Origin of the sequence: Quadrisphaera setariae, from assembly GCF_008041935.1 — a bacterium.
Lineage (GTDB): Bacteria > Actinomycetota > Actinomycetes > Actinomycetales > Quadrisphaeraceae > Quadrisphaera > Quadrisphaera setariae.
Genome location: NZ_VKAC01000001.1, coordinates 476,037 through 489,841, shown reverse-complemented (window position 1 = coordinate 489,841; position 13,805 = coordinate 476,037). Strand labels below are relative to the sequence as shown.

Annotated in this window: 11 protein-coding genes; 6 read left to right on the top strand and 5 right to left on the bottom strand. The window is 75.7% G+C overall.

Annotation, left to right across the window (positions count from 1 at the left end; all coding sequences use genetic code 11):
• Positions 1 to 10 precede the first annotated feature (10 nt).
• Positions 11 to 1,069 (bottom strand): glycosyltransferase, encoded by a 1,059-nt coding sequence (locus tag FMM08_RS02185; protein ID WP_255471979.1) that lies wholly within the window; start codon positions 1,067 to 1,069, stop codon positions 11 to 13.
• Positions 1,070 to 1,071: 2 nt separating this feature from the next.
• Positions 1,072 to 2,304, bottom strand: a complete 1,233-nt coding sequence (locus FMM08_RS02180) for a glycosyltransferase (RefSeq protein ID WP_147924653.1) — start codon at positions 2,302 to 2,304, stop codon at positions 1,072 to 1,074.
• A gap of 158 nt (positions 2,305 to 2,462) precedes the next feature.
• Between FMM08_RS02180 and FMM08_RS02175 the strand changes: the two genes are divergently transcribed.
• The 4 genes from FMM08_RS02175 to FMM08_RS02160 all read left to right on the top strand — a co-directional run bounded on the left by FMM08_RS02175 (position 2,463) and on the right by FMM08_RS02160 (position 8,045).
• Complete coding sequence (locus tag FMM08_RS02175; protein WP_147924652.1) at positions 2,463 to 2,936, top strand: hypothetical protein; 474 nt, start codon at positions 2,463 to 2,465, stop codon at positions 2,934 to 2,936.
• 120 nt (positions 2,937 to 3,056) lie between these two features.
• Positions 3,057 to 5,645, top strand: coding sequence for a cell wall-binding repeat-containing protein (locus tag FMM08_RS02170; RefSeq protein WP_147924651.1), 2,589 nt, complete (start codon positions 3,057 to 3,059; stop codon positions 5,643 to 5,645).
• 70 nt (positions 5,646 to 5,715) lie between these two features.
• Positions 5,716 to 6,516 (top strand): sulfite exporter TauE/SafE family protein, encoded by an 801-nt coding sequence (locus FMM08_RS02165; RefSeq protein WP_222710300.1) that lies wholly within the window; start codon positions 5,716 to 5,718, stop codon positions 6,514 to 6,516.
• A gap of 149 nt (positions 6,517 to 6,665) precedes the next feature.
• Positions 6,666 to 8,045, top strand: a complete 1,380-nt coding sequence (locus FMM08_RS02160; protein WP_222710299.1) for an ADP-ribosylglycohydrolase family protein — start codon at positions 6,666 to 6,668, stop codon at positions 8,043 to 8,045.
• Between the two features lie 30 nt (positions 8,046 to 8,075).
• On the opposite strand, the gene FMM08_RS02155 is transcribed toward FMM08_RS02160, so the two are convergent.
• On the bottom strand, positions 8,076 to 8,561 hold the full coding sequence (locus FMM08_RS02155; RefSeq protein WP_147924884.1) for a glutathione peroxidase: 486 nt from the start codon (positions 8,559 to 8,561) through the stop codon (positions 8,076 to 8,078).
• 292 nt (positions 8,562 to 8,853) lie between these two features.
• Between FMM08_RS02155 and FMM08_RS02150 the strand changes: the two genes are divergently transcribed.
• Positions 8,854 to 11,448: a cell wall-binding repeat-containing protein gene (locus tag FMM08_RS02150; RefSeq protein ID WP_147924650.1), complete on the top strand. Its 2,595-nt coding sequence runs from the start codon at positions 8,854 to 8,856 to the stop codon at positions 11,446 to 11,448.
• Between the two features lie 38 nt (positions 11,449 to 11,486).
• Here FMM08_RS02150 and FMM08_RS02145 read toward each other — a convergent pair whose 3' ends face one another.
• Complete coding sequence (locus FMM08_RS02145) at positions 11,487 to 11,870, bottom strand: hypothetical protein (protein ID WP_147924649.1); 384 nt, start codon at positions 11,868 to 11,870, stop codon at positions 11,487 to 11,489.
• Positions 11,871 to 12,361: 491 nt separating this feature from the next.
• Between FMM08_RS02145 and FMM08_RS23530 the strand changes: the two genes are divergently transcribed.
• Positions 12,362 to 12,832 carry a DUF4383 domain-containing protein gene (locus tag FMM08_RS23530; protein ID WP_255471950.1) on the top strand — a complete coding sequence of 157 codons (471 nt, stop codon included), beginning with the start codon at positions 12,362 to 12,364 and terminating at the stop codon, positions 12,830 to 12,832.
• A gap of 24 nt (positions 12,833 to 12,856) precedes the next feature.
• On the opposite strand, the gene FMM08_RS02135 is transcribed toward FMM08_RS23530, so the two are convergent.
• A complete protein-coding gene (locus FMM08_RS02135; protein ID WP_147924648.1) occupies positions 12,857 to 13,732 on the bottom strand; it encodes an EAL domain-containing protein in 876 nt (291 codons plus the stop codon).
• Between the last annotated feature and the right edge of the window lie 73 nt (positions 13,733 to 13,805).

Here is a 13,805-nt window from a genome sequence, read left to right as displayed (position 1 = left end):
GGATGACGGGTCAGCTGAGCACCGCGCGCCAGCCGGCCAGGAGGGCTTCCCGGCCGAAGGCGGCGGCTCGCGCGGCGTCCGCGGCCGCGAGCTCGGCCGCCGTCGGCGGGCTCGAGAGCACGGCGCGCACGGCTGCGGCCAGCGCCGCCGCGTCCGCCGTCGTCGTGGTCCCCGGGACGAGGGTGGGCACGAGGTGGCGGGCCTGCTCGGTGGCCACCGCGACCACCGGCCGGTGCGCGGCGGCGGCTTCGAGCAGCGCGTACCCGAACGTCTCGGACCGGGACGTGTGCACGAGGGCGTCACAGGCCTCGAGGAGCGAGGGCACCCGGTCGGTGTGGCCGTGCCAGGTGACCCGGTCCGCCACGCCGAGCCGCTCGGCGAGCTGCCGCAGGACGGGCAGGCGCGCTCCCCCGCCGGCCACGTCGAGGTGGGCGGCGGGCAGCAGCGCCAGCGCCTCCAGCGCCAGCTCGGGGTTCTTCAGCGGCTCCAGCCCGCCGACGCAGAGCAGGCGGGGGCCGGCTGCCCGGTCGGGGCCGGGCTGCGGCTCCCGCGGTCCCGCGGCCGCCGGCGGCCGCTCCACCACCGGGTTGGGGACGACGACGACCCGCTCGGCCACACCCGGCTGCTCCGCCAGCGCCCCGGCGACCGCTGCGCTGACCGCCACCACGCCTCGCGCCCGGCGCGCGTACAGCGGGAGCACCAGGCGGGCCACCGCGTCGAAGGAGCGCAGCGCCGCACGTCGCTCGCGCGTGAGGGAGTGCTCCCAGGCGATGACGTCGCGGTCCGAGGGCCGCCGGAACGGCAGCACCCGCAGTCCCACCCAGATGCCCACGAGCACCAGCGGCGGTCCCGACCGGCGCACGAGCCGGCGCGCGGCGGCGAAGGACGCCGCCAGGTCGAGCAGGCGCCCGGCCCGCCCGGGGCGCGGGTGCTCCACGAGGGCGTGCAGGGCCACGTCGAGCCCGTCGGCCTGCAGCGCGGCGACGGTGTCGGCCGCCGCGCGCTCCATGCCGCGCAGCGGCGTGGCCTGGGAGAGCACGAAGACCGCGGCGGGTGGACGATCCCCCATGATCACGAACGGGAGGGTGGGGAGACGGCGGCCTCGACGACGGCGGCAGCGCGGCGCGCCACGGAGCGCAGCGAGTGGTGCTCGCGGGTCCACGCCACCAGCCGGGCCCGTTCCTGCCCGGTCGGCGCGGGTCGCTCGAGGGCCTCGCGCAGGGCGGCGGCCACCGCGTCGACGTCCCACGGGACCGCCCACCCCAGCCGGTGCTCCCCCACGAGCTGCGCGAACGGTCCGGCACCGGCGTAGACGACGGGCGCCCCGCACGCGGTGGCCGCGAGGGGCTTGACGAGGAACGCGAAGGCGTAGGCGGTGTCGGGCCGCTGGCTGGCCAGGCCGGCGCGGGCGGTGGCGGTGGCGCGGGCGATCACCGAGGGGGCCACCAGCCCGGGGAAGGCGATGAGCCCCGGCGCCAGGCGAGCGGCGCGCTCGGCGAGCTCGCCGGCCTGCACGCCGCCGCCGTAGAACACGGCGCGGGCGCCCGGGTGCTCGGGCAGCACGCGGGCCAGGGCGTCCACGAGCACGCCAGCGCCCTGCACCTCCGACATCGTGCCGGCGTAGACGAACGCGGGTGGCTGGTCGTCGGCGCCGTCGTCGTCCACGGCGCCCGGGGAGGGGTCCGGCGGGCGCAGCTGGTCGGTGTCGACCCCGGTGCCGACCACCACCACCCGCTCGGCGGGCACGCCGAGCGCGCGCACGCGCGCCGCGTAGCCCTCGTCCACGGTCATGACGCGCGCGGCGCCGCGGAGCACCCACGCCTCCAGCGCCGTGAGCAGCCGCAGCGCCGGGCCAGGGAGGCCGGCCTCGGCGGCGGCCAGGGAGAGCAGGTCGGCGGCGTAGTAGGCGTAGGGCACGCGCCGCAGGCCGCAGACCAGGCGCACCACGAGGCCCGTGGTGGGCGGGGGCTCGACGACGACGACGTCGGGCCGGCCCGCACGGGGCCCGAGCACGCGAGCGGCCAGCCGGAGGCCGGCGGGCAGGTCGAAGCTGGCGTACTGGACGTACCCGCGGACGTTGCCGCTGGCGTCGCGCAGCACGGGCCAGCGGCGCACGCGCGGGGAGGGTCCGGCGTCGTCGTCGCCGGGAGGCGCGGCGGCCGGGGCGGTCCCCGCGGGGGGCCGGGAGGTGAGGACCTCCACCGCGTGTCCGGCGCCCGCGAGCGCGCGGGCGAGGGCTGCCTGGCGCCAGGCGGCCGCTGCCGGCTCGGGGGCGTAGGCGCGGGTGACCACGACCGTGCGCACGGGAGCACCGTACGCACCTCCGTCCGAGCCATGATGACCACGGCGTGTGACGGCGTGTGAACTCAGCGGCGGTTCCGCACCGCCACGCGGCCGCCTACTTGCCGGGAGCGGCTGACCTCGACTATCAAAGGCTCAACCGTCCAGACGAGAGGCCACCCATGCGCCGCGCCACCCGCGCTGTCATGACGCTCGCCGCAGCGGGGGTCATGGGCGTCGCCAGCGCTGGCGCTGCTCAGGCCTCGGCCTACGGCGCGTCACCGATCCAGCCGTTCAGCTACACGACGTCCGCCGGGGCCGCCAAGTCGGTGCCCTACGGCTGCGCGCTGGTGCACAGCGTCATCGGTGAGGGCACCAACATCACGGCCCAGACCGCCTCGGTCGACTGCGCCGGCTGGGCGGCCATGCGGGACGGGCTCTTCTGCGACGTCAGGGTCAGCTTCGTCTTCACCGACACCGCGGGCCGGTCCACCGACCCGGTGTCCCAGACGCTGTCGGGCTGCCGCACGCTGGGCATCCGCCTGAGCAACCCCGACATGCCGGTGGACGTCGAGCCCGGTCGCGCCTGCGTGAAGCTGTACGTGAACGGCGAGAAGACGGCGCGCGCCACGTCCTGCCACGTCATCAGCAGCTGACCCACCGCACGCGAACGCCCTCCCTGAGAGGTCGCTGAACCTCTCGCGGTTGGGCGTGTTCTCCCCCGATCCCCGGGTGCCGCTACCTACGGTGAAGGTCCACCCCTCCCGGAGGTCCTGATGCGCCGCGCCCTGCCCGCTCTGGCCACGACGGCCACCGCGGCCGCCGCAGGCCTGCTGGGCGCCGGCGCCCTCGTGCTGCCGGCCTGGGCCGACGACCTGGGCGTGACCGCAGCCGCCGGCCCCGCGGCCCCGCCGGCTGCGGAGACCGTCGACGACGACGCACCGACCGCCCTGCTCAGCGGCACCCTCCGCGTCCTCGCGGACGTGGACCACGTCAGCGCGGGCTCCCTGGAGACGGCCCGCCGCCAGGCCGCCGCCTCCCTCGGCGGGGCGATGGGGCCGGCCAGCGGCCCCGACCGCCGGCTCGACCCCGTGGCGCCGTACCTGCAGGTGGGGGGCGTGTGGGTGCCGCTGCGGGCCAGCGCCGTCGCCGACGTGGCCCCCGGGAGCGCGGTGACGGTCCGCGTGCAGGTGCCCGAGCCCGTCGTGCAGGCGGTCGAGGGCGGCGAGCGCCTCGACGCGGTGCCCGACGGCCGCGCCTCCGCCACCACCGCCATCAGCGAGCGGACGCTGGACGCCGCCGCCGACACCTCCGCCGCCTCCTCCTCGCCGCTGGCCGGCGCCAGCGCCGTGGCCGCGGCGGCGGCCGCGACGCCCGTGGCCGCCCAGGTGGTGACGGCCACGAAGCCCGCCGCCACCGGCGTGACCTCGTCGCAGCCTGTGACGGTGGTGGCCGTCTCGATGCTGGGCGGCTCGGACTCGTACTACAGCGACTCGACGGTCGACTCGCTGCTGTCGTCCGCGAGCGACTACTGGGGCGAGCAGACCGGGGGGGCCGTCGGCTTCCGCCGCGACGGGGCCGTCACGCGCTACTCCAGCTCGATGGGCTGCTCCGACCCCAACGCCCTGTGGAGCGAGGCCGCCCAGCGCGCCGGTTTCACCCAGGGCGCCGGCAAGCACCTGCTCCTGCTGCTGCCGCCGCAGGCGTACGCCTCGGGCTGCTCCTACGGGCTGGGCTCGGTGGGCGCCTCGCCGGGCGCTGGCGGGGTCACCTACGTCACCGACGCCAGCTGGCCGGCCATCGCCCACGAGCTCGGGCACAACATGTCGCTGCTGCACGCGAACCGCCTGCAGTGCGGCTCGGCGGTGGACGAGGCCGTCGGCACGTCCGCCAGCTACCGCTCCTGCAGCGTGCAGGAGTACGGCGACCGCACCGACGTCATGTCCAGCGCGGCGGCGCGCTCGGACGGCACCCCGGTCCAGGCGACCGGCAGCGCCTCCGCCTTCGAGCTGGCGCGCATGGGCCTGCTGGGCTCCGGCGGGCGGGCCACCGTCACCTCCACCGGCACCACCAGCTGGACCGTGCAGCCGCTGTCGTCGCTGTCCGGGCTGCGCTCGGTGCTCGTCACCGACCCGCGCAGCGGTGACGTCTACGACCTCGAGGTCCGCGCGAACAGCGGTCGCGACACGTTCGGCTGGGGCGGCTCGACGCGCGTCACCTACGGCCTGCGGGTGCTCAAGGCCAACGACGACGGCGGCAGCCTCCTGCTCGACCCCACGCCGACCACCGGCACGGACTCCAACGTGGCGGTGGCCCCCGGCAGCACCTTCACCAGCGCCGCCGGTGGCGTGGCGGTGCGCACCACCAGCAACGCCGACGGCTCGGTGACCGCGCAGGTGTCGGTGGCGGCCGCCGGCCAGGAGCACTGGCAGGCGCCGGCCACCTCGGTGACCGCCCGCCTGCAGGGCGACGACAGGTACGGCACCGCCGCCGCCGTCTCCGGTGCGCTGGTCAAGGCACCGGCCAGCGGGCAGCGCGTGTTCGTCGCCTCCGGGTCCACCTTCCCCGACGCGCTCGCCGCGGGTGCGGCGGCCGGTCGCGCCGGCTCTCCGACCCCCGTCGTCCTCGTCCCCGCCAGCGGTGCGCTGCCCGACGCCGTGGCCGCCGAGCTGCGCCGCCTGTCGGCCTCGCGGATCACCGTGGTGGGCGGGGCGAAGGCCGTGGACGACGGCGTGCTCGGCCAGCTGCGCGCCTACGCGGGCACCGTCGACAGGGTGCAGGGCGACGACCGCTACGGCACGTCAGCAGCGCTCGCCACCGCCGTCGCCAGGGACTCCGGCAGCGGCGGCGGCCCGGTCTTCCTGGCCACGGGCCGGGACTTCCCCGACGCCCTCTCCGGAGCCGCGGCCGCGGGCCAGCTGGGCGGCTCGCTGCTGCTCACCGACCCGGGGGCGCTGTCGGGCCCTACGCTGAGCGCGCTGACCGCGCTGAGGCCGAACCGCGTGTACGTGCTGGGCGGCGGCATCTCCGACGCGGTGGTCAGCCAGGTCACCTCCGCCGCGCCCGGTGCCGCCGTGAAGCGGCTGGCGGGAGCTGACCGCTACGAGACCTCCGCCCTCGTCGCCGACACCGCGGCCGCGCAGGGCGCCGGCAGCGTGGTGCTCGCCACCGGCGCGGACTTCCCCGACGCCCTCACCGGCGGTCCCCTGGCCGTGTCGCTGCGCGCGCCGCTGCTGCTGGTGCAGCCCACGTGCGCGCCGGGGCCGGTGGTGGACGAGGTGAAGAAGCTCGGCGCCACCACGAGCACGGTGCTGGGCGGCACGCGCTCGGTCTCCGACGCCGCTGCGGCGCTGAACCGCTGCTGACCCCGTCCGCCGGCCCTGCTGCCGAGCCCGGGGGACCGACCAGCCCTTAGGGTCGAGCGGTGAGCACCCCGTGAGCATCGACCTCTCGATGCTCACGGCGTTCGACTGGGCCCTGCTCGCCCTCGGCGGGCTGACCATCGGCTTCTCCAAGACGGCGTTCTCCGGCCTCGGCACCCTGGTGGCGGTCATCTTCGCGCTGGTCCTGCCGACCCGCGCCTCCACCGGTGCGATCGTGCCGCTGCTCATCGTCGGCGACGTCATCGCAGTGTCGCTCTACCGCCGCCACGCGGACTGGAAGCTGCTGGTCAGGCTCCTGCCGTACCTCATCGGCGGGCTGCTCCTCGGCGTCGTCTTCCTCGACTCCGTGGACGACGTCGTCCTGCGCCGCTTCCTCGGCGTGCTTCTGCTCGTGCTGGCGGCGATGCAGCTGCGCTCGCTGCTGCGGCCGGCCGCCCCGACCGAGGGACCCGGGGTCGTCACGGCACCCAGCGGACCGGAGACGTGGGGGCCGGTGCGCCGGCGCGCGACGGCGGCGCTGGCCGGTGGTGGCGCTGGCTTCGCCACCATGGTCGCCAACGCCGCGGGGCCGATCTCGTCGATGTACCTGCTGGTGATGCGGGTCAGCAAGATGGCCTTCGTGGGCACGGCCGCATGGCTGTACGCCATCGTCAACGTGACCAAGGTGCCGTTCAGCGTGCAGCTGGGCTTCATCAACCCCCAGTCGCTGCTGCTCGACCTGGTGCTGGTCCCTGCGCTGCTCCTCGGCGCGTTCATCGGGGTGAAGGTGCTGCGCCGCGTGCCGCAGCAGCTGTTCACCAACCTCACGCTCGTGCTGACGGCGGCGTCGGCCGTGGCCCTGCTCCTCCTCTGACCACCCGCCCCCGTCCGTGATCATGGACGTCCGCCACCCCGGGCCTCGTGACGCCGGACGTGCAGAAGTCCGCCGCGCCACCTCCAGGCGGCCCTCTGGTCGACTTCTGCACGTCGGCCGTCACACCCTGCCGTGGCAGCGTTGGTCCCGTGGCCCCCTCCGACAGCGGCGACTCCATCACCCACGACCTCGACAGGGCGTTCGACCCCACCGACCCGCGCGTCGTCTTCCGCGCCGAGGTCGCGCAGCTGCTCGAGTCCGGCCACGACCCCGGGGCCGTCACCGCAGCGGTCCGCAGCGCCGAGGCGACCGACCCGCTCGACAGCGCGCGCTGGTGGGCTCTCGTCGACGAGCTCGCCGACGTCCCCCGCTCCCCCGGCTGGCCCTACGAGGAGCCCGAGGGGATCCCGGACGTGCTCGCCGCCCTGCCCGCCGCACGTCAGACCGCCGAGCGGCGGCCGGCGCTGGCCGACGCCGTCGTCGTGGACAAGGTCCACGCCGGGTGGCTGGGCAGGGTGGCCGGCTGCGTGGTCGGCAAGCCGGTCGAGGACGGCGACGTGTGGACCTCCGACCTGCTGCGCCGCTACCTCCGCGACGCCGGGGCGTGGCCGCTCACCACGTACGTCCCGGTGCTCGACCCGCTGCCGGAGTGGGCGCGGCTGCGGGAGGACTGCTGGCGGCAGACGACCCTGGGTCGCGTCGACGGTCCAGCTCGCGACGACGACGTCGACTACTCCCTCCTCGGCCTGCACCTGCTGGAGCAGCACGGTCCGGGCCTGCGGACGGTGCACGTGGCGCGGGCCTGGCTGGACCTGCTGCCCTTCCACCAGGTCTACACGGCCGAGCGCGCCGCCTACCGCAACCTCGTGGAGGGTGTTCCGGTCAGCCGGGCGGCCACCCGGCGCAACCCGTACCGGGAGTGGATCGGCGCTCAGATCCGCGCCGACGCGTTCGGCTGGACGCACCCCGGGCGCCCGCGCGCGGCCGCTGCGCTGGCCCTGCAGGACGCGGCGCTGTCGCACACGGGCAACGGCGCGTACGGCGAGGCGTGGGCAGCGGCGCTCGTGGCGTGCGCCTTCACCGCCGCGGACGCGCGGGAGGCGCTGGAGGCCTCGCTGGAGCACGTGCCGCCGCGCTCGCGCCTGGCCGAGGTGCTCCGCCTGGTGCTGGGCTCCCACGCCGCCGGTGAGTCGTGGGACGCCGGGCTCGCCGCCGTCCAGCGGCTCACCGCCGGGCTGTCGTGGATCCACACCGTCAACAACGCCGGGCTGGTGGCCCTCGGGCTGCTCCACGGCGACGGCGACGTCGCCGCGAGCATCGGGTACACGGTCATGGGCGGGTGGGACACCGACTCCAACGGCGCGACCGCCGGGTCCGTGGCCGGGGTCATCGCCGGGACCGCCGGGCTGCCCGGTCACCTCGTCGACCCCCTGCACGACACCGTGAGGTCGGCGCTGTTCGGCTTCGACGGGTCGCGGATCAGCGACCTGGCCGGGCGCACCTCCCGCCTGGCGCTCGCCCTCCCCTGACCAGCGCGCTCGGGACGAGCGGGGTCTCCCTCACCCGGGGAGCGCCGCCTCGATCGCTGCGACCACCGCGGGGTCGTCGGGGCGGGTGCGCGGGCTGAACCGCGTGACCGCCCCGTCGGCCGCCACGACGAACTTCTCGAAGTTCCACGAGACCCGCCCGGCCTTCCCGTCGGCTCCCGGCACGGTGGTCAGGCGCTGGTACAGCGGGTGCGCGCTGCGGCCGTTGACCTTGATCTTCTCCGACATGGGGAAGGTGACGCCCCACGTGGCCGAGCAGTACTCGGCGATCTTCTCCTCCGAGCCGAGCTCCTGCAGGAACTGGTTGCTGGGGAAGCCGACCACGGTGAAGCCTCGGTCGGCGTAGGTGCGCTGCAGCGCCTCCAGCTGCTCGTACTGCGGCGACAGCCCGCACCGCGAGGCGACGTTCACCACCAGCGCGGCGCCGCCGCCGCGCAGCTCCCCGAAGGTGGTCGGCTCGCCCTGGAGCGTGGTGACGGGCACGTCGTCGAGGTCCAGCTGCACGGTCGTCTCCCAGGTCTCACGGCGTCGAGGTGCTCACCGCCGATCGTCACCCGCTCCCTCCCCCGCCGCACCCCCGCCCCCACCAGCGCGACGATCACGCGCCTGCGCGCCACATCTCCACCGCACCTGTGCAGAACAGGGGCGTCACGGCGGCCAGCACACCGCCGTTCTGAGCAGGCGCGGGCGCCTCCGCGCGGACCCCACCGATGATCGGTCCCTCAGGACGACGACGGTCGCGCGCGTGTCGGTCCCGCGAGAGCGACGCCCGGCCCACGACCATCGACTGGTGGACTGCCGACTGCCGCGCCCCGCCCGCCACCGAGCCCCGCTCGGCGTCGCAGTCACCGCTGCCGCGATCGTGTCCGCGCTCGCACTGACGAGCTCCGCACCAGCGCTGGCCGCGGTGACCGCCTTCGGCGCGCCCGCCTCGCTGGCGATCGCAGGCGGCACCCTCGGAGACGCCGACGGCATCGCCGTGGCGGGGAGCACCACGTACGTGCTGGACGGTACGGCCAAGAAGGTGATCGCCCTGGACGCGAGCGGAGCGGTCACCGCCGTGGCCGATCTGTCGAGCTTGACGACGTCACCCTCCGACATCGCAGTCAACGGAACGACCATGTACGTCGCAGACAGCAGCAAGAACCAGATCGCCTCTTTCACCATGCCGGTGAGCGGCACCACGACGCCAGCGCTCACGGTCGTCGTGGGCAACACCAGCGGAGCACCGGGCGTGCCCGTGCCAGGGACCGTGAGCACCTCGGGAGCCGGCGGGGCCGGTCTGCGCGGACCGCGCGGCATCGACGTCGACGGCAGCGGCAATCTCTACATCGCCGACACTGGAAACAACCAGGTGCTCAAGGTCACAGGCACCACCCTGTCGATCATCGCCGGTAACGGCAGCAGCAGCGGCGGCACCACTCCCCCGACCCAGCCGGGGAACGTCTCCCTGTCCACCCCCGAGGACGTGGCGGTCGACGCGTCGGGCGTGGTCTACGTGGCCGAGTCCGGCAACAGCGGCCGGATCGACAAGATCGACTCGACGGGGACCACCCTGTCGGTACTCGGGTCCGTCGCCGGCGCGACCTCCCTGGACGTCTCCTCGGGCACCGTTGCCGTCACCAGCGGGACGGGCGTCGTGGCCCTGGATGCTGCCTCGGGAGGCAGCGCCACCTCCATCGCCACGGGAATGATGTCCGCCGACGCGGTGACCTTCGGCGCTGACGGCACGGTGTGGGTGGCGGACGCGAACGGCAGCTCGTCCAAGGTGTGGAAGATCGCCCCTGCGGCTAGCGCTGGCGCACCGGTCATCACGTCGCCGTCCACGCTCACCGCGCCCTCCGGCACCGCGCTGAGCCGCACACTGACGGCCACTGGCTCACCCACGGGATGGCAGCTCCTCAGCGCCACCCCTGCGGCGAGCGGGCTGGGCTTCAGCAACGCGACGACAGGGACGCTCACCTGGCCGGCGCCGACCGCAGGCTCCTACACGGTCGTCGTGAGGGCGAGTGGCAGCTCCGGGGCCTACTACGACAAGACCATCACGCTGAACGTCGGGGCCGTGCCGGCGGCGCCGGCGGCTGCCCCCAAGGCGACCCCCGGACAGGGCAGCGCGACTGTCACGTGGACGGCTCCGACGGCCAGCTCGGTCGCGGGCGAGGCCGTCACCGGCTACACGATCACTCCCTACGTCGGCACCACTGCCGGGACACCGGTCACCGCGGCAGCCGGTGCCACGAGCACCGTCGTCTCGGGCCTGACCTCCGGCACCGCGTACACGTTCACCGTCGCGGCGACCAACGCCTTCGGCGCCGGTGCTGCGTCGGCGGCGTCGACGGCGGTGACGCCGTTCGGCGGTTTCGTGCAGCCCGCGGCAGGGCTGACCCGCTACGAGGGCGGCACCCGCGTGCAGACCGCGGTGTCGGTGTCCCAGAAGCTCTTCCCCGGCACCGGCAGCAGCCGCGCGGTGGTCATCGCCTCCTCCACCAACTACGCCGACTCCCTGGCCGGGGCCCGCCTGGCGTCGGCCGTCGGCGGTCCGCTGCTGCTCACCGACCCCCTGGCGCTGAACACCGAGGTCGCCTCCGAGGTGGCGCGGGTGCTGGCCGTACCGGCCGCAGCGGCCGCCGGCTCCACCCCCGCCGCGAGCGCCGGCAGCGCTCCGTCGCAGACGGCCGTCGGCACGGTGTACCTGCTCGGCGGCACGTCGGCGGTCTCAGCAGCCGTCGAGACCGCGGTGAAGGCGGTCAACGCCAAGTACACGGTCACGCGCATCTCCGGCACCGACAGGTTCGACACCGCGGTGAAGATCGCGGCGCAGACGGCGGCGGACGACGGCGGGGCGAGCGCCCCCATCTACGTGGCCAGCGGCACCAACTACCCCGACGGCCTGGCCGTGGCTGCCCTGGCGGCCCGCACGGGCGGCGTGGTGCTGCTCACGGACGGGTCGAAGATGCCCGACGCGACGCTGAAGTACCTGCAGACCTACGACCCGAACAGCGAGCTCCTCGTGGCGGTCGGCGGGCCGGCGGCGAAGGCCACCAGCGGCCACGGAGCCGACCGGGCCGTCATCGGCACCGACAGGTACGACACCGCCCGCCGCGTGGCCGAGCTCTTCACCGCTCCGACGGGGTCGGCGCCGGTGCGGTCGGTGGGGCTGGCCACCGGCGACAACTGGCCCGACGCGCTGGCCGGTGCGGCGGCGATGGGCAACCTCGACGGTCCGCTGCTGCTGACGCCGTCGGGCGCGCTGTCGCCGTCCACGTCGTCGGCGCTGACCGCGCTGGCCAAGAAGGGCCGGCCCACGTCGGCACTGGTCTTCGGCGGCTCGTCGGTGGTCTCCACCGGCACCGCCAACGACTTCACCAGCGGCGCCACCCGCTGACAGCGGATGAGGACGACGACGGCGGCGGGGGCCGCGCCTCAGCAGGCGTCGGCCATCTCCCGCGGGGACCTGAGCAGCTGCGCCGCGGTCCCCCACAGCTCGTGGGGCTGGTCGCTGGGCTTCCACTCGGCGTACAGCAGCTCGGAGCCCGCGGCGTCGAGCGCCCACACGTAGCCGGCGCCGCGCTCCTCGACGGTGACGACCAGCTCGAGGCCGTCGGCCGCCCAGCGGCACTGGAGGTCGCCGTCGGAGTCGATGCCCACCTGGGGCTGGGGGTCGCCGTCGCGCTGGATGTACGCGACGGCGCGGAAGAGGTGCCGGGGGCCTGCCAGCGACGACGGGTCGACGGACCGGCCGGGCACGGTCACCAGGGCGAGGAGCTGCTGCTCCACGCCCTTCAGTGCGTCGTTGCGCCGGTTCACCCCCTCTGCATCGGTGGCGCCGGGCGTCCGGTACAGCCCGCGGGCGGATGACGCCCGCCGGAGCGTCCGCGGTCACCCGGCCGGAGCAGGGCCGCTGGCACCGCACGGACGCGCTCTGCCCGGTTCGTCCGGTTCGCCGGCTGACCGCCGTCGCGGCTGGTGGGAGCGGCCGCGCGTGTCGTCGCGCCGCGCCGTCGTCGCCCGCTCCGGTCCAGTGGATCCCCCGCGACCGGGACGCTCCCGGCCCTAGCGTCGTGCGCGTCCGTCCCCCCTGCTCGACGAGGAGCACCCCGTGTCGCAGAGCGCCGCCACCCCCAGCACCACCCCCAGCAGCCCCCTCGCCGTCGCCGCGGCGGCGGTCTCGGTGGGCGGGACCCTCCTGCGCCTGGTGCTGCGCCGCCGCTGACGGCGTGCCACGGTGGACGCGGGCCGCCCTCCGCGGCGGTCCGGCGTTCAGCTCCCGAGCGCTCCAGCGCCCCGGGAGGTCCCCCGTGTCCGCACCCCGCACCGACGTCTCCGCCACCGGCGGCCACCACGAGCTGCGCAGCACCACGCGCGTCGTCGGCGTCGTCTTCCTCCTCGTGGGGGTGCTCGGCTTCGTGCCGGGGGTCACCACGCAGTACGACGCGATGGCCGCGGCCGGCCACCACTCCGGAGCGATGCTCCTGGGGGTGTTCCAGGTCTCGGTGCTCCACAACGTCGTGCACCTGCTGTACGGCGTGGTGGGGCTGGCCATGTCCCGCACGCGACCGGCCGCCCGGGTCTACCTCGTGGGCGGTGGCCTCGTGTACGCCGTGCTGTGGGTCTACGGCCTGCTGGTCGACCAGGACAGCGCAGCCAACCTCGTGCCGCTGAACAGCGCCGACAACCGGCTCCACCTGGTGCTCGCGGTCGGCATGGTCGGGCTGGGCCTGGTCGTGGGGAAGCGCCGCCCTCCGCGCGACGTGCGCGCCGCCTCCTGACCCACCCGCGGGGGTCGGGGAGGTTCAGGACGACGACGCGGCCAGCCGCTGCTCGGGCAGCTGCGCCGCGTGGGCGCGCCACAGCGCGACCACGGCGTCGGGCTCCAGCGCGGGCGCGAAGAGCCAGCCCTGCAGGTGCCCGACGCCCGCCCGGGCGCAGGCGTCGCGCTGCTCGGGGGTCTCGACGCCCTCGGCGGTCACCTCGGCGCCGACCGCTCGGGCCAGGGCGACCGAGGCGGCGAGGAGCCGTTCGGGGTCGGGGGCGGTGCGCGCCAGCGGGGTGCCGCTGCCGGGCAGCAGCGAGCGGTCCAGCTTGACCAGGCCCACCGGCAGCTGGGCGAGGCGGCCCACGTCGCCGTAGCCGCAGCCGAAGTCGTCCACGGCGAGGGTGGTGCCGGCGTCGACGAGCGCCTGCAGCCGGTCGAGCACGCCGTCGTCGAGGTGGAGCCGCTCGTGCTCGAGCACCTCCAGCGCCAGCCGGTCGGGTCCGGTGCCGGCGCACGCGCAGGCGCGGGCCACCGCGTCCACGAGGTCCGTGCGCTCGATGCTGCTGCGGCCCAGGTTCACGCCCACGCGGTGCACGCGGATGCCGGCGGCGTCCCAGCGCAGCACCTGGTGCAGCGCCTCGTGGAGGACGACCTCGTCCAGCGCGGCCCCCAGCCCGGCGGCCTCGGCGGCGCCGATGAAGAGGTCGGGCGGCACCAGCGAGCCGTCGGGGCGCTGCCAGCGGACCAGCGCCTCCACCGCGAGGGGCTCGGACGTGGCGGTGCTGACCACGGGTTGGTAGCGGACCAGGAGCTGTCCTGCGGACCGCCCGCCGGCGACCAGCTCTCGCAGGTCAGCCACGTCCCAGCCAGCCGGCTCGCGCAGGGCGGCGCGGTGGGCGGGGAGCTGGGGCACGGCTGCCTCCTCCGGGGGTGGTGCGGCGGCCTCCCCCGGGGGGGGGCCAGCGTCTCCCCGGTGCTTCGGCGGT

Bases quoted from the DNA above. Each gene is read 5' to 3' on its own strand.
- FMM08_RS02185 (WP_255471979.1), bottom strand. From the start codon at position 1,069: ATGGGGGATCGTCCACCCGCCGCGGTCTTCGTGCTCTCCCAGGCCACG.
- FMM08_RS02175 (WP_147924652.1), top strand. From the start codon at position 2,463: ATGCGCCGCGCCACCCGCGCTGTCATGACGCTCGCCGCAGCGGGGGTC.
- FMM08_RS02170 (WP_147924651.1), top strand. From the start codon at position 3,057: ATGCGCCGCGCCCTGCCCGCTCTGGCCACGACGGCCACCGCGGCCGCC.